Below are 21,343 nucleotides of genomic sequence, written 5' to 3'. Positions count from 1 at the left end.
GCAGGAGTTTAGATCGTGATCAAATTCTCGCTTGTATGTGACGGCGGCCATGAATTCGAAGGCTGGTTCAAGAACAGCGCCGATTTCGACACGCAGAGCAAACGCGGCTTTCTCGAATGTCCGGCGTGCGGCTCCTCGCGCGTGTCCAAGGCGCTGATGGCCCCGAATGTCGCGGGGACGCGGCACCGCGACCAGATGAACGTAGTGACCGCCAGCCCCGCCCAGCCCGAAATTATCGCGAAGATGCGCGATCTGGCCCGCCTCGTGCGCGAACAGGGCGAGAATGTCGGCAGCCGCTTTGCCGAGGAGGCGCGCAAGATCCACTTCGGCGAGACGGAAGCGCGCGGAATTTACGGCAAGGCGACGGCGGAAGAGGTGTCTGGGCTGCTCGACGACGGCGTCGATGTCATGCCGCTTCCCGATCTGCCCGAGGACCTCAACTGACCTTCCCGCTGCTGCGCGCGGCGACAACCATGTAATTGACGTCCATGTCTCGCGAGAGGTTCCACTCGTCCGCGAGCGGGTTGTAGACCACGCCGCTGCGCTTGACCGTGGTCAGTCCTGTGCCCGCCAGGCCCGCATCGATCTGGTCCGGCTTCACCAGCTTCTCGTATTGATGTGTACCGCGCGGCAGCCACCGCAGCAGGTATTCGGCGCCGACGATAGCCAGCCCATAGGCCTTCAGCGTCCGGTTGATGGTGGCGACAAACATCAGGCCGCCCGGCCTGACCATCGCCGCACATGATTTCAGGAACAAGTCGACGTCGGCGACATGCTCGACGACCTCCATATTGAGGATCACGTCGAAGGTCTCGCCCGCGGCCTCGAGGTCCTCGGAGGTCGTGGCGCGGTAGTCCACCGCAATGCCGGCCTGTTCGGCGTGAATCTTCGCCACCTCGATATTCGTCGCTGATGCGTCCGCGCCCACGACCTCCGCGCCGAGCCGCGCCATCGGTTCACAAAGGAGGCCGCCGCCGCATCCGATATCGAGGACGCGCAGCCCGGCGAGGGGTTTCGGCGAATGGGCGTCGAGTCTGAAATGCTCGATCAGCGTCTCGCGGATATAGCGGAGCCGGACCGGATTGAACTTGTGCAGCGGCTTGAACTTGCCGGTCGGGTCCCACCACTCGGCGGCAAGCCGGGAGAAGCGTTCGATCTCGTCGGCGTCGATGGTTGTCCTGCCCGCGGCCATGTGCTCGTTTCCTTTTTCCGACGCCTGTGAAGTCGGGCGGACGCGCCGCGATGTCAAGACGGCAATCTTGCGGCCCCGATTGCAATTCGATATGGACCGCACCGACTTGTCGGACGCCGGAGGCGGGCCGGCGAAACCGAACGCCGAGCAAGATTACCCGTAATGGCCCGCATCGTGATGAAATTTGGCGGCACGTCCGTCGCCGATATCGACCGCATCCGAAATGTAGCGCAGCACGTCAAGCGCGAGACGGACGCCGGTCATGAGGTCGCCGTCGTCGTCTCGGCGATGGCCGGCCGCACGAACGAGCTTGTGGAACTGACCCGCGCCGCTTCGCCGATGCACGACGCGCGCGAGTACGACGCCATCGTCGCAAGCGGCGAACTGGTGACCTCCGGCCTGCTCGCGATCATCCTGCAATCGATGGGGGTCGACGCCCGGTCCTGGCAAGGCTGGCAGATTCCGATCAAGACGGATGGTTCCCACGGCGCGGCGCGGATCAAGGAGATCGAGGGAGAGCGCCTGCTTGAACGCCTCGCGATCAGACAGGTTGCCGTTATCGCCGGTTTTCAGGGCATCGGCCCCGACAACCGCGTCGCTACTCTTGGCCGCGGCGGGTCGGACACCAGCGCGGTCGCCATCGCAGCCGCGATTGCGGCCGACCGATGCGACATCTACACCGACGTCGACGGCGTCTACACGACCGATCCCCGCATCGAGCCCAAGGCCAGGCGGCTTTCCCGGGTGTCGTTCGAGGAAATGCTGGAGATGGCCTCGCTTGGGGCGAAGGTTCTCCAGGTGCGTTCGGTTGAACTCGCCATGGTGCACAATGTGCGAACCTTCGTGCGGTCCAGTTTCCAGGCGCCGGACGCGCCGGGCATGGATGATTTCGACAACCCGCCCGGGACCCTGATTTGCAGTGAGGATGAGATCGTGGAACAACAGAACGTGACCGGCATCGCCTATGCCCGCGACGAGGCGCAGATTTCCCTCCGCCGGGTCCGCGACAGGCCTGGCGTGTCCGCGGCGATCTTCGGCCCGCTGGCCGAGGCCGGGATCAATGTCGACATGATCGTCCAGAACGTCTCGGCGGACGGCCAATACACCGATATGACCTTCACGGTGCCGAATGCCGATATCGACAAGGCCTTGGGAGCGCTGGAGACGGTCAAGGAGGAGGTCGGCTACGAGGCCGTGCAATCCGAGGCCGGACTGGTGAAGGTTTCGGTCATCGGCATCGGCATGCGCAGTCATGCCGGCGTTGCCGCCACGGCATTCCGCGCGCTCGCCGACCGCGGCATCAATATCCGGGCGATTACCACATCGGAGATCAAGATCTCGATCCTGATCGACGACGCCTATTGGGAACTCGCCGTACGCACCTTGCACAGCGTCTACGGTCTCGACAAAGTCTGAGCAGCAAGTCTATGCCATATAAATGGCGGCAGCGGACGTATGGTCCGCAACGCGGCCATGTATTCAACCAGTAAGGGAGCAGTCTTTGTTACGTGAGGCGGATGCCGGACCGAGAGTCCTCCTGAAACGCCTCCGCGAGATAATGGCGGAGCCGATGGAGCCGCAGGAGCGGCTCGACCGGATCGTGCGCCAGATCGCCCAGAACATGGTCGCCGAGGTATGCTCCGCCTATGTGCTGCGAGCCGACGGCGTGCTCGAACTTTACGCCACCGTCGGTCTCAATCCCTCGGCGGTCCACCACTCCGCCCTTCGTCTCGGACAGGGTCTGGTCGGCACCATCGCGTCATCGGCACGGCCGCTCAACCTTGCCGAGGCCCAGAAACATCCCGCCTTCGAATATCTGCCGGAAACCGGCGAGGAGATCTACAACTCCTTCCTCGGCGTGCCGATCCTGCGCGCCGGCCGGACGCTCGGTGTGCTGGTCGTCCAGAACGAGGCGCACCGTCTTTACGGCGACGACGAGACGGAGGCCCTCGAGACGGTCGCCATGGTGCTTGGCGAGATCATTGCTGCGGGCGACCTGAAGCGGCTCTCGACGGCGGGCATAGAGCTGGATCTGTCACGGCCGGTGACCAGCAAGGGCCGTGCCCTTGCCGACGGCATTGGCCTTGGCCACGTCGTCCTGCACGAACCGCGCATCGTCGTGACCAACCTGTTCAACGAGGACAGCGACGCGGAGATCGAGCGCCTCGCCACCGCCCTCGGCTCGCTGCGGCTGACCATTGACGACATGCTCGCGCGCCGCGAGGTGGCCTTTGAGGGCGAGCACCGCGACGTCCTGGAAAGTTACCGCATGTTCGCCCATGACAAGGGCTGGGTGCGCCGCCTGGAGGAAGCGATCGCCAACGGGCTGACCGCCGAAGCCAGCGTCGAGAAGGTGCAGAGCGACATGCGCGCACGCCTTACCGCGGTCAGCGATCCCTATTTGCGCGAGCGGATGAACGATTTCGACGACTTGGCCAACCGGCTTCTGCGCGAGCTTATGGGCGAGGACGCTGCCACGCGAGAGGCGAAACTGCCGTCCGACACGATCCTCGTGGCCCGGTCGATGGGCGCGGCCGAACTGCTGGATTATCCGCGCAAGAACCTGCGCGGTCTTGTGCTGGAGGACGGCGCGGCGACTAGCCACGTTGTCATCGTCGCTCGCGCCATGGGCATACCCGTGGTTGGCCAGGCGAAGGGCATCGTGGCGCTTTCCGAAAACGGCGATCCGATGATCGTCGACGGGCTCGCCGGCGACGTGCATCTGCGGCCGCAGCCAGACGTGGAGGCGGCATTCGCCGAGAAGGTCAAGTTTCGCGCCCGGCGCCAGCAGGAATACCGTGTTCTTCGCGACAAGCCGTCGGTCTCAAAGGACGGCCAGGAATTCAGCCTGCAGATGAATGCCGGTCTTCTGGTCGACCTGCCGCAACTCGACGAATCCGGCGCGGAGGGGATTGGCCTCTTCCGCACCGAACTGCAGTTCATGGTCGCCGAGACGTTTCCGCGCGCCGAGGCACAGGAAACGCTTTATCGCAGCATTCTCGAAGCTGCCGGCAGGAAGCCCGTGACCTTCCGGTCCCTCGACATTGGCGGCGACAAGGTACTCCCCTATTTCCGCAATACGCCGCACGAGGAGAACCCGGCGCTCGGTTGGCGGGCGATTCGCCTCTCGCTCGATCGCCCGGGGCTTTTCCGAACCCAGATCCGCGCGCTTCTGAAGGCGTCGAACGACCGTGTCCTGCGGGTTATGCTGCCGATGGTCACCGACGTAGCCGAAATCCAGCAGGCGCGCACCATCATCAACCGGGAGGTGCATCATCTTTCGCGGTTTGGTCACGGGTTGCCGACGCGCCTGCAACTCGGGGCGATGCTCGAGGTGCCGGCACTGCTGTTCGATCTCGACGCGCTGATGAGGTCGGTGGATTTTGTCTCCATCGGGTCGAACGACCTGTTTCAGTTCCTGACCGCCACAGACCGCGGTAACTCGCAGATCGCGAATCGCTTCGAGCCGATCTGCCGGCCCTTCCTGAAGGCGCTCAAAAGTGTCGCGGATCACGCAGAAAAACACCGCACGCCGCTCACCTTGTGCGGCGAGCTTGCCGGCAAGCCGCTAAGCGCGCTCGCGCTTGCGGCGCTTGGCGTCCGTCATCTCTCGATGTCCGCCGCTTCGATCGGGCCGGTAAAGGCGGCGCTCGTCGCGACCGATCTCAAGGGGCTCTCCGAGGTGCTGATTGCGGCGATTGAAAACGATCGCGATCCCACCGATATGCAAGCCATCGTCCGCGCCTACGCCGACGAGCACTCCATTCCCTACAACTGATCGAGCAGCAACCGCGCCCCGCATGATTGAACTTCCGACCGACAAGATGGACCAGCTGGTCAAGCGGTTCGCCCTGCTCGAAAGCGAGATGGCGTCGGGGCCGGACAGCGAGACCTATGTTCGTCTCGCTTCTGAATATTCGGAACTCGAGGACATTGTCGCGAAGATCCGCGCATATCAGTCGGCGATGGCGGAAAGGGGCGATCTGCGAGCGCTTCTCGACGACCCCGCCACCGAAAGGGAAATGCGCGAGCTGGCGCAGGCGGAACTCGACCAGACCGACGACAAGCTCGAGGCGCTGCGCAAGGACATCCGGATCCTCCTTCTTCCACGGGACGCCGCCGACGCCAGAAATGCCATTCTCGAAATCCGCGCCGGGACCGGCGGCCTCGAAGCCGCCCTCTTCGCCGGCGATCTTTTCCGCATGTATGAGCGCTATGCCGCGAGCCGCGGCTGGAAGATGGACGTCATTTCGGCATCGGAAGGCGACGCCGGCGGCTTCAAGGAGATCATCGCGATGGTGTCCGGCAAGGGGGTCTTCTCGCGCTTGAAATTCGAATCCGGTGTTCATCGTGTGCAGCGGGTACCCGAAACCGAGGCCGGCGGGCGCATCCACACCTCCGCTGCCACGGTCGCTGTCCTGCCGCAGGCTGAGGATGTGGACATCGAGATCCGCGACCAGGATTTGCGCATCGATACAATGCGGTCGTCCGGCGCCGGCGGCCAGCACGTCAACACCACCGATTCGGCGGTTCGGATCACACACATCCCCTCCGGCATCGTCGTCCTGCAGTCGGAGAAGTCCCAGCACCAAAACCGTGCGCGGGCGATGGAGATCCTGAGGGCGCGCCTGTATGACGCCGAGCGCCAGAAAGCTGCCGACGAACGTGCCGAGGCACGCCGCGTCCAGGTCGGCTCTGGCGATCGTTCCGAACGCATCCGGACCTATAATTTCCCGCAGGGCCGCCTGACCGACCACCGGATCAATCTCACTCTCTACAAGCTCGACCGTGTGATCGAGGGCGAGCTGGACGATGTAATCGACCCGCTGATCGCCGATTATCAGACGAAGCTCCTGACGGCGGAATCCGCGTGACCCCCGCAACGTATTCCGGAACTGCCGAGGCGCTCCACCGGTCAGCGAGAATGCGCTTTGCCGAGGCCGGATTGCCGACCCCGGATCTCGACGCCAGCCTGCTTCTGGAGTTCGCGGCCGGAATCACTGTCCTGTCGCGCATGCGCGAGCCGGACTTGCCGGTCGGTTCGAAGGCCGCCATGGGCTTCGAGGTGTGCGTCGCGCGCCGATTGCGCCGCGAACCCGTGCACCGCATCATCGGTCAGCGCGAGTTCTACGGGTTACCGCTCGGGCTGAATAAAGAGACGCTGGTACCCCGGCCCGATACCGAGACCCTCGTCGACCTGGTAATGCCGCTGGTCGAAAGCACGGTCGCCGGGAATGCTGTCTGCCGCATTCTCGACATCGGCACGGGTTCGGGGGCCATCGCGCTGGCGCTCCTCGCCAACGTTCAAGGCGCGGTTGCGGTCGGCTCCGACATCTCGCGCGGCGCGCTGACGATCGCGGAACGGAACGCGGCGCAGCTGGGTCTCGGCGACCGGTTCGAGGCTGTCGTGTCGAACTGGTTCGAGAACATCAGCGGAACATTCGATCTGATCGTCTCCAACCCGCCCTATATCCGCAGCGGCGAGATAGCCGCGTTAGACCCGGATGTGCGCGATTATGATCCCCTTGCCGCGCTTGACGGCGGCGGCGACGGGCTGAACGCCTACGGTGTCCTTGCGGCGCGCGCCGCCGCGCACCTCACGGACAATGGCGCCGTCGCCGTCGAGATTGGCCATGACCAGAAGCGCGACGTGTTGACCCTGTTCGAAGCGGCAGGAATGCGGAAGTCAGGAGAGAAATGCGACTTTTCGGGGCATGATCGGGCACTGATTTTTGTGAAATAGCTGTAACTTGCGCATCAAATCGAAAAAATGACTTGTGAAGAAGCGAATCGGTCGCTACCTGTGTAAGGGCGGAATGCGCAGAAATACCGCCAGTCCGGCACCCAACGGAAATCTAGATCATTCCCGTGCGGACCCCCGCCTTCCGCCGCTAATCGTGCGATACCGTTTGCCAGGCACGCACAGATATTTTTGTTTGCCCTGACGAGGAACCGGGGAAGACCCCGTCGCGGCAATATCGGGCGAAATATGCACCCTACAGCATGTTAACGACAATATGAGAGTCTGATGAGACCACAACAGCAAGGTCGCCGCCAGCGCAACCGCAATAGCGGCGGGGGCGGCAATAGGCGCAACCAGAACCCGCTTTCGCGCAACTACGAGAGCAATGGCCCGGACGTTAAGATCCGGGGCAACGCGCAGGTCATCGCCGACAAGTATGCGACGCTCGCGCGCGACGCGCTTTCGTCCGGCGACAACGTGATGGCCGAGAACTATCTGCAGCACGCTGAGCACTACAACCGCATCATTCTGGCAGCCCAGGCCCAAGCCCAGGCACAACGCGAGGAGCGCGAACAGGCCGAAGATCGGGACAGTGACGACAGCGACGGCGGCAATCAGCCGGAAGCATCCGGCGGCTCAGGGCGCCGCCGCGATCGTGGCCATGACAGTGGCCGGGACCGCGACAGGGATCGTCGGCCGGGCGCCAGCGACGACCGCCAGCAGAACGGGCGCGACGCCTCCGATGAGCCGCAGCCGGTGATCGGCGAGACGCCCGTCGAGGTATCGCTTGAGCAGGAGGAGCAGGGCGCGTCCGAGAAACCGCGCCGCGCGACGACCCGCCGTCCTCGCAAGCCCCGCAGCGACGGCTCCGGCGAGGATGCCGGCGGAGCCGGAACGAACGGTGTGAAGACGGACGATGCCAAGACGGATGGCGGCAGGACGGATGATAGCGGCGGCTCCGATACCAAGCCGGTTGCCGCGGAAGTCTGACGTCTCCGAGGCTACTTCTTACGTTCGGAAATTTGTCCGCACCGGGTGACCGGTGCGGATTTTTCATGGCCGCAGGGGTTTTGAAGCCCCTTTTTTTCTCCTTTTCCAGTTACCATATCCCGTGGAGCAAAGGGCTTGCCGCAATGCGGGAGCCTGTCATCGACGAACCCGAGGGCGCTTCGATTAAGGCCTTCAGGACGATTGGAGACCAGGATGAATCTTGAGAAATATTCCGACCGCGTTCGCGGTTTCATACAATCGGCCCAGACCTTCGCTCTGGGTTCCAGCCACCAGCAATTCACGCCCGAGCATCTGTTGAAGGTGTTGGTCGACGACAGTGAGGGCCTCGCCTCGTCCCTCATCGAACGGGCGGGCGGCAACGTGCGTGACGTTCGCACGGCGGTCGAGACGGCCCTGAACGCGCTGCCGAAGGTGGAGGGCGGCAATGGCCAGCTTTACCTCGCCCAGCCATTGGCGAAGGTGTTCACCACGGCCGAGGAAATCGCCAGGAAGGCCGGTGATTCCTACGTCACCGTCGAGCGCCTTCTGCTCGCGCTCGTGATGGAGAAATCGGCGAAGACCGCGGACATCCTGTCGAAGGCGGGAGTGACGCCGGCGAGCATCAATCAGGTGATCAACGACATCCGCAAAGGCCGCACCGCCGATAGCGCGAATGCGGAACAGGGCTACGACGCTCTAAAGAAATACGCCCGCGATCTGACGGCGGACGCCCGCGAGGGCAAGCTCGATCCGGTGATCGGGCGCGATGACGAGATTCGCCGGACCATCCAGGTCCTGTCGCGCCGCACCAAGAATAATCCCGTACTGATCGGCGAACCCGGCGTCGGCAAGACCGCGATCGCCGAGGGCCTGGCCCTGCGCATCGTCAATGGCGACGTGCCCGAAAGCCTTCGCGACAAGCAGTTGATGGCGCTCGACATGGGGGCGCTGATCGCCGGCGCGAAATATCGCGGAGAGTTCGAGGAACGTCTGAAGGCGGTGCTGAACGAGGTTCAGGGCGCTGCCGGCGGCATCATCATGTTTATCGACGAGATGCACACGCTGGTCGGCGCCGGCAAGGCGGACGGCGCGATGGACGCGTCGAACCTCCTCAAGCCCGCATTGGCGCGTGGCGAACTGCACTGCGTCGGAGCGACCACACTCGACGAATACCGCAAGCACGTCGAAAAAGATGCGGCGCTGGCCCGCCGGTTCCAGCCGGTATTCGTCGACGAGCCGTCGGTCGAGGATACGGTTTCGATCCTGCGCGGACTCAAGGAGAAGTACGAGCAGCATCACAAGATCCGGGTCTCGGATTCGGCGCTGGTGTCCGCTGCCACGCTCTCCAACCGTTACATCACTGACCGCTTTCTGCCCGACAAGGCGATCGATCTGGTAGACGAGGCGGCATCGCGGCTGCGCATGCAGGTCGATTCGAAGCCCGAAGCGCTCGACGAGATCGACCGTCGCGTGATCCAGCTCAAGATCGAGCGCGAGGCGCTGAAGGTCGAGAAGGACGAAGCCTCGCGCGATCGTCTTTCGAAGCTCGAAAAGGAACTCGCCGATCTTGAGGAAGAGTCGAACCGCCTGACGGCGACGTGGCAGTCCGAGAAGGAGAAGCTTGGCACCGCCGCCGACCTCAAGCGCGAGCTTGACGAGATGCGCAACGAACTCGCGATCGCGCAGCGCAACGGCGAGTTCCAGCGTGCCGGTGAGCTTGCCTACGGCACGATTCCGGATCTCGAGAAACGCCTCGTTGAGGCCGAGAAATCGGAAGACGGCGCCGCGGCTTCAATGGTCGAGGAGACGGTAACGCCCGACCACATCGCTCATATCGTCTCGCGGTGGACCGGTGTCCCCGTCGACAAGATGCTGGAAGGCGAGCGGGACAAGCTTTTGCGCATGGAAGACGAACTCGCCGAGCGGGTGGTCGGTCAGGGCGAAGCCGTCCAAGCGGTTTCCAAGGCCGTGCGTCGCGCGCGTGCCGGCTTGCAAGATCCGAATCGGCCGATCGGATCGTTCATCTTCCTCGGCCCCACCGGCGTCGGCAAGACCGAACTGACGAAGGCGCTGGCCGACTTCCTGTTCGACGACGAGCACGCGATGGTGCGCATCGACATGAGCGAGTTCATGGAGAAGCACTCCGTTGCCCGCCTGATCGGCGCTCCGCCCGGATATGTCGGTTACGAGGAGGGCGGCGCGCTGACCGAGGCGGTCCGCCGGCGGCCCTATCAGGTGATCCTGTTCGACGAGATCGAGAAAGCGCATCCGGACGTGTTCAACGTTCTGCTGCAGGTGCTGGACGACGGCCGTCTCACCGACGGTCAGGGCCGGACGGTCGACTTCAAGAACACGCTGATCGTGATGACGTCGAATCTGGGCGCTGAGTACCTCGTGAATCTCAAGGAGGATCAGGATACCGACAGCGTCCGCGACGACGTGATGAACGTGGTGCGTGCGTCGTTCAGGCCCGAATTCCTGAACCGGGTTGACGAGATCATCCTGTTCCACAGGTTGAAACGGGCCGAGATGGGCCGGATCGTCGAAATTCAGCTGCGCCATCTCGAGGCGCTGCTTGCCGACCGCAAGATCACGCTCGACCTGGACGGCGATGCGCTGGAGTGGCTGGCAAACAAGGGTTACGACCCGGCCTACGGCGCCCGCCCCCTGAAGCGCGTCATACAGCGCGAGCTTCAGGACCCGCTCGCGGAGCGTATCCTCGGAGGGGAGATCCTCGACGGCTCGACCGTCAAGGTGTTGAGCGGTTCGGACCGGCTCAATTTCAAGCCGGTTTCCGGCGAGGAATTGCAGGAGCACGCGGCCTGACGGCGGCGTTTCGGTATCGAGGCTGTTCCGGCTCGCGGCCGGGACAGCCATTTTCACGCCCCATTCTTATCCTTCCATTAACCCCGATGGGACTCAATTGATCCGGGTTGCAACGGCCTGGAGGCTGCATGGCTTGGCTCTTGCGGCCCTAAACGTTTGACCCGGGATCCGTTCGAGATGCTTCACTTCCGCTCACTGAAACTTTCCGCGCTTCTGGCGGGCATGATATTCGTGTCAGGCAGCATGTCTGTGATCCCGGCCACGGCGGCCGAAGCCGTCGAAGTCGCCCAGGCCGATATTGGCATGTTCGTGGACCGGCGCGGCCGGCGCGTCTATTACGACCGCAGAACGGATCGCATCGTCGCGATCGAGGAGCCAGACGGGCGGCGTGCGCTGTTTCCCGGCGACCGCCAGCCGGCAGCCGCTCTGGGTGAGATTGATCCGGACTATTTTCCGCCCCCTCCTCCCCCGGCGGAGGAAATCGCTCCGGTGCCGCGGCGCGTGGAGCGCGCGCCCCTGCAGGCCCCGTCCGAACCTGGAGGCCGGCGGTTCCGCAGTCTGGAGGAACTGCTCGAGGACCGCGGCGTTGCCACCTCCCCAGAGCCTGACCCCGTGCCGGCGCCCGCGCCACAGGCCGAACCGCTTCCCGAGACCCGGACCGCAGCGATACCGCGCACCGATCCCCTCCCGAAGGTTGACGCCGACATCGTCGCCAAGCTGCAGGTGCTACTCGACCGCAAGGGTGTTTCGCCCGGCGTGATCGACGGCCGCATGGGCAGCAACGTGCAGAAGGCGCTGGACAGCTACCGGACGATTACCGGGCGCGTGGTCGACCCGGCAAACGAGATCGAGATCGACGCCGAGCTCGAACTGTCCGGCGGCGACGCCTTTACCGACTACACGATCACCCCCGAGGATGTCGCCGGCCCGTTCATTCCATCGGTGCCCGAGGATTATGCCGAGAAGGCGAAGCTGGAGGCGCTCTCCTTCACCTCGCCCCTCGAACTGCTGGCCGAGAAATTTCATATGGACCAGGATTATCTCGTGAAGCTCAATCCCGGCGCCGATTTCAACCAGCCGGGAACGACCATACGTGTCGCCGCGACCGGCGAGGAACTGGCCGGCACCGTGGTCCGCATCGAGGCTGACAAGACGAGAGAGCAGGTCCGCGCCTATGACGAGACCGGCGCACTGATCGCCGCCTATCCGGCCACGATCGGGTCCTCGGCCACCCCGTCGCCATCCGGCACGCACACGGTCGAACGGATCGCCGTCAATCCGAACTACACCTACAATCCGAAGATCAACTTCGTGCAGGGCGACAACCGCGACATTCTGACGATCGCGCCGGGTCCCAACGGGCCGGTCGGTTCGATCTGGATCGCGTTGTCCAAGCCGACTTACGGCATCCACGGAACGCCGGAGCCGAGCCGGATCGGCAAAACCAACTCCAACGGCTGCGTCCGGCTGACCAACTGGGATGCGGCCGAACTCGCCGACATGGTGAGCCAGGGCGTCACGGTGGAATTTCTGGATTGAGGCAGGTCGCGGACGGCCTGCGGTGACCCTCGACGAATACGACACGTTCTGCGCCGGCCTTCCCGGCGCATTCCGCGTGATCCAGTGGGGCGGCGCGCATGTTTGGAAGGTGGGCGGCAAGATCTTCGCCATTGCTGGCTGGAGCAAGGGAACAGAACTTGCCGTGACCTTCAAGGTTTCCGAACTCGCCTTTGACGTTCTGCGTGAGCAGCCGGGACTGCGCCCCGCCCCCTATCTCGCCTCGCGGGGAATGAAATGGATCCAGCGGACCGCGAAAGAGGCGATGGATGATGCCGCCCTGCGGGATTATCTGACCGAGAGCCACCGCCTGGTCACGCTTAACCTGACCCGCAAGGGGCGGCGCGAGATCGGGATCAAGGACTAAACCGACAGTCCGGCCCACCCGTCGCGATCGGCGCGATGAAAGAGTTAGGTTTACATTGCAGCGCAGCAATCGCAGAATGCCCCGGGAATTGGGCAAGGCGCTGCGGGATAACAGGAAAATGACGGGAAATATCAAATCGGTCGGCGTGGTTGGCGCCGGGCAGATGGGTTGCGGCATTGCGCAGGTCTGCACGGTCGCCGGATACGACGTGCGGCTGGTGGACGTTTCGGCGGAGGCCGCCGCGAGTGGCAAGGCGAAAGTGGCGGAGGCTCTCGAGTCGGCCGTCGAGGCCGGACGCATTGACAAATCGGGGGCCGCCGAGGCCGCAGCCCGCATTCTGCCCGTGGGCAGTCTTGCGGATCTAGCCGAGTGCGATCTGGTGATCGAGGCGGCCAGCGAGAGCGAAGAGGTCAAGCGGTCGATATTCGCGAAGCTGTGTCCGGTGCTGAAACCGGAGGCGATCCTTGCCAGCAACACTTCCTCGATTTCCATCACCCGCCTAGCGTCGGCTACCGATCGTCCCGAACGCTTCATGGGCATCCATTTCATGAACCCCGTCCCGCGCATGAAGCTGGTCGAACTGGTGCGCGGCATAGCCACGGAGGATGTAACCTTCGAGGCGTCAAAGGGCTTCGTCCGCTCGCTCGGCAAGAAAATCACCGTCTCGGAGGATTTCCCGGCTTTCATCGTCAACCGCATTTTGCTGCCGATGATCAACGAGGCGATCTACACGCTTTATGAGGGTGTGGGCTCGGTCGAAGCGATCGACACGGCCATGAAGCTCGGAGCCAACCATCCGATGGGGCCGCTGGAGCTTGCCGATTTCATCGGCCTCGACACTTGTCTCGCCATCATGCAAGTGCTGCACGACGGTCTTGCCGACACGAAATACCGACCGTGTCCACTGCTGGTGAAATATGTCGAGGCCGGCTGGCTGGGCAAAAAGTCGGGTCGCGGCTTCTACGACTATCGGGGAGAAACTCCCGTTCCCACGCGCTGAACGGTGACCGGGGCGGGAGATTCCGCGCAGACCATGGGGCAATCGAGGCCTGCGCGGAACCCTGCCGCCGGGTAAGCGGCTGCGTCCCGGCCCGGCTGGTCCGACATAGCGCGGCGTTCCTCACGGTAATGTGATTTCGGTCACACTGCGAACCGCTGTGGTAACCTTGCCGGTGGGGTATTGCCTCCCTAGAACCCGGTTGAAACCGCACCCGGGGAACACCACGTGTATTTTGAAGGCACCGATGTCTATGTCGCCGAAAAGGACCTGAGGGTCGCCGTCAATGCGGCCATCCGGCTTGAACGCCCGCTGCTGGTCAAGGGCGAACCCGGCACGGGAAAGACGGAGCTCGCCAAACAGGTGGCTGCGGCGCTCGGTCTCGATCTGATCGAATGGCATGTCAAGTCCACGACCAGGGCTCAGCAGGGCTTGTACGAATACGACGCGGTCTCGCGGCTGCGCGATTCCCAGTTGGGCGACAAGCGCTTCGAGGACATCCGCAACTACATCAAGCGCGGCAAGCTCTGGGAGGCGTTCACTGGCGGACGGAAGACGGTCCTGCTGATCGACGAGATCGACAAGGCGGACATCGAGTTCCCGAACGACCTGCTTCAGGAACTCGACCGCATGGAATTCTTCGTCTACGAGACTGGCGAGACGATCCGCGCCGAGACGCGCCCGATCGTCATCATCACCTCGAACAACGAGAAGGAGCTTCCGGATGCGTTTCTGCGCCGGTGCTTCTTTCATTTCATCAGGTTTCCGGACATCGAGACGCTGCATGCGATCGTCGATGTCCACTATCCCGGCATCAAGCGGAACCTCGTGCGCGCGGCCCTGACACAGTTCTACGAAATCCGCGAGGTTGCCGGACTGAAGAAGAAACCATCGACGTCCGAGGCGCTGGACTGGATCCGGCTTCTCGTGTCGGATGATGTCGATCCCGAAACCCTGCGCGGCGACGCAAAGAATGCCCTGCCCAAACTGCACGGCGCCCTGCTGAAGAACGAGCAGGACGTCCACCTGTTCGAGCGGCTGGCCTTTCTTGCGCGGCAGCGGGGCGGTTAGCGGTTCGGGTTTGCCAGTTACGGGGCAGGCGAACGGTTTCTTAAATCCGTGCGTGTAGATCTGGTGAAGATACCGGAAACACAGCGGACTTTCCGTCTTGCGCTTCTCTGCAACCCAAACAGCCGAACAGCTTCTCGCACCACCGGTTTACCGGCGGATGCGGCCGCTCACGCAAATGGTCGACGCGGCGTGGCAGGGGAGCGACGAAGCCGCGGTCGCCCGCCGCATGTCGCTGATAGCCTTTGCCATCCGCATCGTCAGCGCGGCAATTGCGTTCTTCTCCCAGGTCGTGCTTGCCCGCTGGACGGGAACCTTCGATTACGGGATCTACGTCTTCGTCTGGACGACGATGATCATCCTTGGAAGCCTTTCCTGCTTCGGGTTTCAAACGGCCGTGATCAGGTTCCTTCCGATGTACCGCAGGCAGGAGGATTTCGATCGGCTGCGCGGTCTGTTGCTTGCGAGCCGCCTCTTTGTTTTCATTTCCGCCTCGATCGTGGCCGCGGCCGGAATCGGTCTGGTTCTGCTGCTCGGTGAACGGATCGAGTCCTACTATGTTGTGCCTTTCATCCTGGCGTTCACCTGCCTGCCGATGCTGTCGCTGGGCGACGTGCTGGACGGCACGGCACGCGCCAACTCCTGGCCGGTGCGCGCCCTCACACCGACCTACATTCTGCGGCCGCTGCTCCTGCTGTGCTTCATGGCAGCGGCGCATATCGCGGGCTTTGCCGCATCCGCAGCGACGGCGGTAATCGCGGCAGTACTGGCAACCTTTTCGACCGCGCTCCTGCAACTGGTGATCGTTACCCGAAATCTGGACGCGCTCTATCCGCCAGGACCGCGCAAGACCGATATGGCGCCCTGGATGAAAGTGGCCGTGCCGATCTTCCTCGTCGAGGGCTTCTTCTTCCTTCTCACCAATGCCGACGTACTGATGGTCGGCCTTTACATGCGGCCCGATGATGTGGCCGTCTATTACGCCACGGTAAAGACACTGGCGCTGGTGCACTTCGTTTTCTTCGCGGTGAAGGCGGGCGTCGCGCAGGAGTTCGCCGCGCGCAGCGGCGCTGGCGAACGGGACTCCCTCCAGACGTTCGCGCGCCAAACGGTCCGCTGGACGTTCTGGCCATCCCTGCTGATGGGCGCCGCTGTGCTGCTGCTCGGCAAGTTCCTTCTGGGGCTCTTTGGCGCGGAGTTCGCAGCCGGCTACCCGTTCCTGTTCATCCTGGTCGCGGGCGTCGTGCTACGCGCCAGCATCGGCCCCGCCGAGAGCCTTCTCAACATGACGGGTAACCAGAACATCTGCGCTGTGATCTTTGCCGCGGTACTGGCGCTCAACGTGGTCCTGAACATGATACTGATCCCCCGATACGGACTATTTGGGGCGGCCACGGCCACGGCGGCGGCGACGCTCGTTGAAGCCGGGCTGCTGATGTTCGTCGTTCACCGGCGGGTCGGCGTCCTGATGTTCGTATTCGCGCCGAGCAAACCCGGCGAGGCGACGGTATGATTCACTCGCCGGTCATCGAACAGAATGTGTTGCACGCTGGCTCGTTCTTGCTGTCGGGAATCGTCGGCGATCCGCCCCGCGAAGGGCTTCCCGAGGTCAGCCGTCTGGCCAATGACGAGCGGCGTTTCGTCGTCCATGCGGCAAACAGTGGGTTCGATATCCTGGAAGACATCGACCGCGTGACCGATTTTGCGCTGGAGCCCAACATTTTCTTCGCCCCGCGGTTCCTCGTTCCGGCGATGTCCCGGCTGGATGAGCGGCAAGTGCATCTCATGTTGTTGCAAGACGGTTCCGGCGAGAGCCCGGAGACACGTTTCCTGATGCCGTTCTCCATCGAGAAGCCCGGCTTCGCGATCGGGCCAGACGTGATCCGCGCCTGGGCCAACCCGTTCGGCCCTTACGGCGCTCCTCTGGTTGAGCGGCGGGAAGCGACCCGAACGCTCGAGGATCTCGTCGCCACGCTCGGCGACCCGGACCTTCCGCTTCCCAAAGTACTCGTGCTGCCCGACGTCATGATGAGCAGCCCTGCCATCGCGGCGCTTCGCGGCGTTGCCATCGGACGGGGGCTTCCGGTGACGACGACCGGCGCGGTCCGGCGTCCGTTTCTAGAGAGCGGTTTGGATAGCGTCGCGTATTTCAAGGATGGCGTCAGCGGGCAGGGGCGACGAAATCTGGGGCGACATCGCCGCCAACTCGAGGCGCTCGGCGCGTTCGAGTACGAGATCGCCCGCAGCCCGAAAGACGTACGGGTGGCGATGGAAGAATTTCTGCTGCTCGAGAACGCCGGCTGGAAGGGACGTCAACGAACCTCGCTTGCGGCAGACCGGTTCCGTGCCGCTTTTGCGCGCGAGGCGATCAACAATCTGGCGGAACGGGACCTCTGCCGTATTCACAGCTTCAAGCTCGACGGCAGGGTAATCGCCTCGCTAATCGTCTTCGTACAGGCCGGTCACGCCTGGACTTGGAAGACCACCTATGACGAGGCGCTCGCCAACCATTCGCCTGGCACGCTGCTGATCCTGCAGGTGACCGAGACGCATCTCGACGATCCGAATATTCAGACGACTGACAGTTGTGCTGCAGAGGATCACCCGGTGATGACGCGGATATGGTCCGATACCCGGGAATTCGCGACAATGGTGGTCGGTTTGAGGCCCGATCTCGACCGCGAGACCAGACAGGTAACGTCGCAGATCGAACTCTATCGCTCGACGCGCAATGTCGCGAAATCGGTGAGAGACCGGCTCAAGGGATTCGTCAGAAAGCGCTAGATGTGCAGCCTCAGTGTATCTAGCCGCTTTCCGCGACGGCGCGCTCGCGGAAGAGGCGGCGGATGACCTTGCCGGTCGTCGTCAGCGGCATCTCGTCAATGAATTCGATCTCCCGCGGGTATTCGTGGGCCGAAAGGCGGGCCTTAACATAGGATTGAATTTCGCGCTTCAGGTTGTCGCCCGGAGCGTATGCCTTCCGGAGAACGATGTAGGCCTTTACCAGTTGCGTGCGCATCGGATCGGGCTTGCCGATCACGGCGGCCAGTGCAACAGCGGGGTGGCCAACGAGGCAGTCCTCGATTTCCGCCGGGCCGATGCGGTATCCGGCGGAAGTGATCACGTCGTCGTCGCGGCCAACGAAGTGGAAAAAGCCGTCTGCGTCCATCACGCCCCGGTCGCCGGTCGTCATCCAGTCGCCGATGAATTTTTTCTCCGTCGCTGCATTGTCGCTCCAGTAACGTAGAAACATGACCGGGTCCGGCCTGCGCACAGCGATCTGGCCTTGTGCACCGGGCGGGAGCACTGACCCATCGTCGTTGATGATTGCCACATGATGGCCCGGAACAGGCTTGCCCATCGATCCCGGCCGCAGGACATCAATCTGTCGGCAGGCGGAAAGCACGAGATTGCACTCCGTCTGGCCGTAGAACTCGTTGACGGTGAGCCCCAGCGTCTCGCGGCACCATTCCAGCGTCTTCTTCCCTAGCGCCTCGCCGCCTGAGCCGATGGTGCGAAGCTTCAGGCCGTAGCGCCCGGCGACGTCCTCGACCGTTGAAAGCATGCGCAGCGCCGTCGGGGGCAGGAAGGTGTTGCGTATGCCCGCGCGCTCCATCAGTGCCAAGGCCCATTCGGCCTCGAAACGCGGCGCTCGTGCGGCGACGACCGGGACGCCGAAGAACAGGCCGGGCAGGAGTACGTTCAGGAGTCCGCCCGCCCAGGCCCAGTCGGCCGGCGTCCACAGGAGATCGCCGGGCTGCGGCAGGAACTCGTGGTGCATTTGCACACCGGGCAGGTGGCCGAGCAGGACACGGTGGGCGTGCAGGGCGCCCTTAGGCTGTCCGGTCGTTCCGGAGGTGAAGATCATCAGCGCGGGATCGCCGGCCTGCGTATCGACCGGCGTGAAGCCCGAAGGCGCGGCGGCGACAAGCGCATCGAAGGCTTCCGTGCCGTCACCGCCGCCGACCGAGATTACGAGTTGCAGCGCCTCAAAGCCCGCCCCGGCAGTCTTCAGCTTTTCAAGGCCGGATTGGTCCAGCAGGATCGCCCGCGCACCAGAGAGCGTCAGCCTGTAGGCGATGGCGTCGGGTCCGAACTGCATCGCCATCGGCACCGCGATCGCTCCTAGCTTGTACACAGCGATGTGGGCGATGACTGCCTCGAAGCACTGGGGAAGGAGGATTGCGACGCGGTCACCGCGAGCGATGCCGCGCGCCCTTAGCGCTCCAGCGAGGCGTGAGGATCTGTCGGCGAGTTCGCCGAAGGTGAGCGTGACGGGCTCCTCGGCCGACCAGTCGATGATCGCCGGGCCGTCGGGGTTGCGACCGGCCGGCGCGTCCGCGCAGGCAACGCCGATATTGAACGTCTCCGGAACGTCCCAGCGGAAGCGGTTGATGAGATCGTCGTAGGACTTTGCGTCGGCAGGAAGCATCGCTAACGCAATGCACTGTTCCATGCGGCAGTCAAGAAGGATGCACCAGCCGGTGAGGTCGCGCGTGAATTGATGGTGCCCCCCGCCGGGATCGAACCGGCACTCCCGAAGGAACGGGATTTTGAATCCCGCGCGTCTACCAGTTCCGCCAGAGGGGCCGACGTTCGGCAACGGCGGGAGCATTATTGGCGCCGTGCAGATGCGTCAAGCCGATTTCCCACCGCGCCGCCGCAATGATCCCGGAACGCGGAAATGTTTAGCATTGATTTCGATTTCCGGGTTATGCGGTGATCTGGACCCAATAGAAAGATGCAGCGATCGTGGACACCCCCTCAGGAGAAGACGCGCGTGCGGAGCCACGGGGCGCGCTCGCCAAGATTGAACAGATCCTTCGCGATGCCGAGCGGGACCGCGAAGGGCATATCAGCCTCGGCGCACTGAGCGACGCCATGGAGGAGCGGGCCTTCGGCCTCCTCATGCTGATTCTGGCGCTTCCCTGCACTCTTCCATTCGTCTATCTGCTGCCGCAGCTGGTGGCACTGCCGATGATGGTTCTCGCCTGGCAAATGGCTGCCGGGCGGCGCGCGCCGTGGCTGCCGGAAACCCTGCGCAAGCGGCGATTGCCGGTCGATGGCCTGATGGAAGTGGTGGCGCGGGTAAAGCGCTATGCAGGCTGGCTCGAACGCCTTGCCCACCCGCGTCTTGCGGGCCTGACCGGGCGAAGGGGAATGCGCGTTCTCGGCGCGCTGCTGATCGTGCCTTGCCTGTCGATTCTGGTGCCGCTGCCGCTGACCAACACGGTGCCGGGAATAGGCGTTGCAATCGCGGCGGCGGGACTGATCGAGCGCGACGGGATCTTCGTCATGCTCGGTCTCCTGATCGGCCTCGTCTGGGTTTCGATCCTGGCGATCGGCGGGCCGGCGCTTCTTTATTTTCTGATCGACTGGGCAGCGAATCGCGGCACGGCCGCCTGACCCCCGCCGCTTTCACGGGAGGTTTGTCGTGCCGAAAATTTTGCGCTAACCCGCCCGGACCAATCCTTCGGAGTTTCCCTCATGGCCCGCCAGAATTTTTATCTCACCGCGGCACTTTTCCTGGCTGTAGCCATGACCGCCGTCGTCGGAACGGCGCTCGGCTTCGAGCACATCGGCGGGTTCATCCCGTGCAAGCTGTGCCTCGAACAGCGCGAGCCATATTATGCGGCCATACCCGTGGCGTTGATCGCGGCAGCCGCGGCGGCGTTTCGCTGGCCAGCAATTATCGCCCGGCTGGCCTTGGGAGTGGTCGGGCTCGCGATGACATACGGGTTCTATCTCGCGGTCTTCCATTCCGGCGTCGAGTGGGGCTGGTGGCCCGGTCCGACCGATTGCGGCGCGGCTGCGACCAGCGGACTGGTGACCGAGGCCGAAGGCTTGCTGGGCGCCCTCGACACCGTCACACCGCCCTCCTGCGACGAGGCAGCGGGACGATTCCTCGGACTGTCGTTTGCGGGCTGGAACGTGCTGGCAAGCGCCGTGATCGCCGCGGGGGCGTACTACGCCGCGTTGAGGAAGCCGGCAGCCTGATCAAAAAAAGGATGCCGCTCAGGGCTCCAGTTCGACGTCCCAATACAGATAATCCATCCAGCTTTCGTGAAGAAAATTGGGTGGGAAGCTTCGGCCATTGTTGTGCAGGTCGTGCACTGTCGGATGATACGGCATCTGCTGCGGCCGCATTCCCGAATCACGGGGCATCTTGCCGCCCTTGCGCAGGTTGCAGGGCGAACAGGCGGTGACGATGTTCTCCCATGTCGTCTGACCGCCGAAACGGCGGGGGATGAGATGATCGAATGTCAGGTCGTCCGGAGCGCCGCAATACTGGCATTCGAACTTGTCGCGAAGAAACACGTTGAACCGGGTAAAGGCAGGGTTGGTACCGGGTTTCACATAGCTCTTGAGACAGACGACACTCGGAACCCGCATGGCGAAGGACGGTGAAGAGACTTCGTGTTCGTACTCGGCGACGATATTCACACGGTCGAGAAAGACTGCCTTGATCGCGTCCTGCCAGGACCACAGCGACAAGGGATAGTAACTTAGCGGACGGTAATCCGCGTTGAGTACGAGCGCCGGAAGGCTGTCCGGCGAAACCGCAATCGTCAAGGCTCACCTCTTCGCATCACGATCGATTGG

Annotated in this window: 17 protein-coding genes, 1 tRNA gene and 1 pseudogene; 15 read left to right on the top strand and 4 right to left on the bottom strand. The window is 63.4% G+C overall.

Annotated elements, in window-relative coordinates:
* Positions 1–15 precede the first annotated feature (15 nt).
* Positions 16–444 carry a DUF1178 family protein gene (locus tag LC298_RS08930; protein WP_131568964.1) on the top strand — a complete coding sequence of 143 codons (429 nt, stop codon included), beginning with the start codon at positions 16–18 and terminating at the stop codon, positions 442–444.
* Here the strand turns inward: LC298_RS08930 and ubiG are convergent.
* Entirely contained in the window at positions 437–1,192 is a 756-nt protein-coding gene (ubiG, locus tag LC298_RS08925; protein WP_131568962.1) for a bifunctional 2-polyprenyl-6-hydroxyphenol methylase/3-demethylubiquinol 3-O-methyltransferase UbiG, read from the bottom strand. The two genes, LC298_RS08930 and ubiG, sit on opposite strands and share 8 nt — an antisense overlap.
* 162 nt (positions 1,193–1,354) lie before the next feature.
* Here ubiG and LC298_RS08920 point away from each other — a divergent pair, with 162 nt between their 5' ends.
* The 12 genes and pseudogenes from LC298_RS08920 to LC298_RS08865 all read left to right on the top strand — a co-directional run bounded on the left by LC298_RS08920 (position 1,355) and on the right by LC298_RS08865 (position 17,524).
* A complete protein-coding gene (locus tag LC298_RS08920; RefSeq protein ID WP_131568960.1) occupies positions 1,355–2,608 on the top strand; it encodes an aspartate kinase in 1,254 nt (417 codons plus the stop codon).
* A gap of 142 nt (positions 2,609–2,750) precedes the next feature.
* Positions 2,751–4,848 (top strand): annotated as a pseudogene (gene ptsP / locus LC298_RS08915) (phosphoenolpyruvate--protein phosphotransferase); the annotation flags it as partial.
* Between the two features lie 144 nt (positions 4,849–4,992).
* Complete coding sequence (gene prfA / locus LC298_RS08910; RefSeq protein WP_131568958.1) at positions 4,993–6,066, top strand: peptide chain release factor 1; 1,074 nt, start codon at positions 4,993–4,995, stop codon at positions 6,064–6,066.
* Positions 6,063–6,935: a peptide chain release factor N(5)-glutamine methyltransferase gene (gene prmC, locus LC298_RS08905; protein WP_223385606.1), complete on the top strand. Its 873-nt coding sequence runs from the start codon at positions 6,063–6,065 to the stop codon at positions 6,933–6,935. Before prfA ends, prmC begins: the two co-directional genes overlap by 4 nt.
* A gap of 285 nt (positions 6,936–7,220) precedes the next feature.
* Positions 7,221–7,925 (top strand): DUF4167 domain-containing protein, encoded by a 705-nt coding sequence (locus LC298_RS08900; protein ID WP_131568956.1) that lies wholly within the window; start codon positions 7,221–7,223, stop codon positions 7,923–7,925.
* 213 nt (positions 7,926–8,138) lie between these two features.
* A complete protein-coding gene (clpB, locus tag LC298_RS08895) occupies positions 8,139–10,751 on the top strand; it encodes an ATP-dependent chaperone ClpB (RefSeq protein ID WP_131568954.1) in 2,613 nt (870 codons plus the stop codon).
* 177 nt (positions 10,752–10,928) lie between these two features.
* Positions 10,929–12,290: a L,D-transpeptidase gene (locus tag LC298_RS08890; protein WP_131568952.1), complete on the top strand. Its 1,362-nt coding sequence runs from the start codon at positions 10,929–10,931 to the stop codon at positions 12,288–12,290.
* A 22-nt stretch (positions 12,291–12,312) separates the two neighbouring features.
* On the top strand, positions 12,313–12,675 hold the full coding sequence (locus LC298_RS08885) for an MmcQ/YjbR family DNA-binding protein (protein ID WP_131568950.1): 363 nt from the start codon (positions 12,313–12,315) through the stop codon (positions 12,673–12,675).
* Positions 12,676–12,793: 118 nt separating this feature from the next.
* The gene (locus tag LC298_RS08880) at positions 12,794–13,675 is read left to right on the top strand and encodes a 3-hydroxybutyryl-CoA dehydrogenase (protein ID WP_131568948.1); all 882 of its coding nucleotides are present in this window, start codon (positions 12,794–12,796) and stop codon (positions 13,673–13,675) included.
* 225 nt (positions 13,676–13,900) lie between these two features.
* Positions 13,901–14,743 carry an AAA family ATPase gene (locus tag LC298_RS08875; protein WP_131568946.1) on the top strand — a complete coding sequence of 281 codons (843 nt, stop codon included), beginning with the start codon at positions 13,901–13,903 and terminating at the stop codon, positions 14,741–14,743.
* Between the two features lie 97 nt (positions 14,744–14,840).
* The gene (locus LC298_RS08870) at positions 14,841–16,253 is read left to right on the top strand and encodes a lipopolysaccharide biosynthesis protein (protein ID WP_131568944.1); all 1,413 of its coding nucleotides are present in this window, start codon (positions 14,841–14,843) and stop codon (positions 16,251–16,253) included.
* The gene (locus LC298_RS08865; protein WP_131568941.1) at positions 16,250–17,524 is read left to right on the top strand and encodes a GNAT family N-acetyltransferase; all 1,275 of its coding nucleotides are present in this window, start codon (positions 16,250–16,252) and stop codon (positions 17,522–17,524) included. Before LC298_RS08870 ends, LC298_RS08865 begins: the two co-directional genes overlap by 4 nt.
* Positions 17,525–17,543: 19 nt before the next feature.
* Here the strand turns inward: LC298_RS08865 and LC298_RS08860 are convergent, their stop codons facing one another.
* Both LC298_RS08860 and LC298_RS08855 read right to left on the bottom strand, forming a co-directional pair.
* Positions 17,544–19,196 carry an AMP-binding protein gene (locus LC298_RS08860; protein ID WP_131568938.1) on the bottom strand — a complete coding sequence of 551 codons (1,653 nt, stop codon included), beginning with the start codon at positions 19,194–19,196 and terminating at the stop codon, positions 17,544–17,546.
* A gap of 49 nt (positions 19,197–19,245) precedes the next feature.
* Positions 19,246–19,330, bottom strand: a tRNA-Leu gene (locus LC298_RS08855).
* A gap of 162 nt (positions 19,331–19,492) precedes the next feature.
* On the opposite strand from LC298_RS08855, the gene LC298_RS08850 reads away from it, so the two are divergent.
* Both LC298_RS08850 and LC298_RS08845 read left to right on the top strand, forming a co-directional pair.
* The gene (locus LC298_RS08850; RefSeq protein ID WP_131568936.1) at positions 19,493–20,146 is read left to right on the top strand and encodes an exopolysaccharide biosynthesis protein; all 654 of its coding nucleotides are present in this window, start codon (positions 19,493–19,495) and stop codon (positions 20,144–20,146) included.
* Between the two features lie 81 nt (positions 20,147–20,227).
* On the top strand, positions 20,228–20,737 hold the full coding sequence (locus LC298_RS08845) for a disulfide bond formation protein B (RefSeq protein WP_131568934.1): 510 nt from the start codon (positions 20,228–20,230) through the stop codon (positions 20,735–20,737).
* An 18-nt stretch (positions 20,738–20,755) separates the two neighbouring features.
* Here the strand turns inward: LC298_RS08845 and LC298_RS08840 are convergent, their stop codons facing one another.
* Positions 20,756–21,313, bottom strand: a complete 558-nt coding sequence (locus LC298_RS08840) for an HNH endonuclease (protein WP_131568932.1) — start codon at positions 21,311–21,313, stop codon at positions 20,756–20,758.
* Positions 21,314–21,343: the final 30 nt, after the last annotated feature.

This window comes from Oricola cellulosilytica (genome assembly GCF_019966575.1).
Lineage (GTDB): Bacteria > Pseudomonadota > Alphaproteobacteria > Rhizobiales > Rhizobiaceae > Oricola > Oricola cellulosilytica.
Note: the sequence above shows the minus strand (reverse complement) of the source record. Positions and strands in the feature narration are given on the sequence as shown.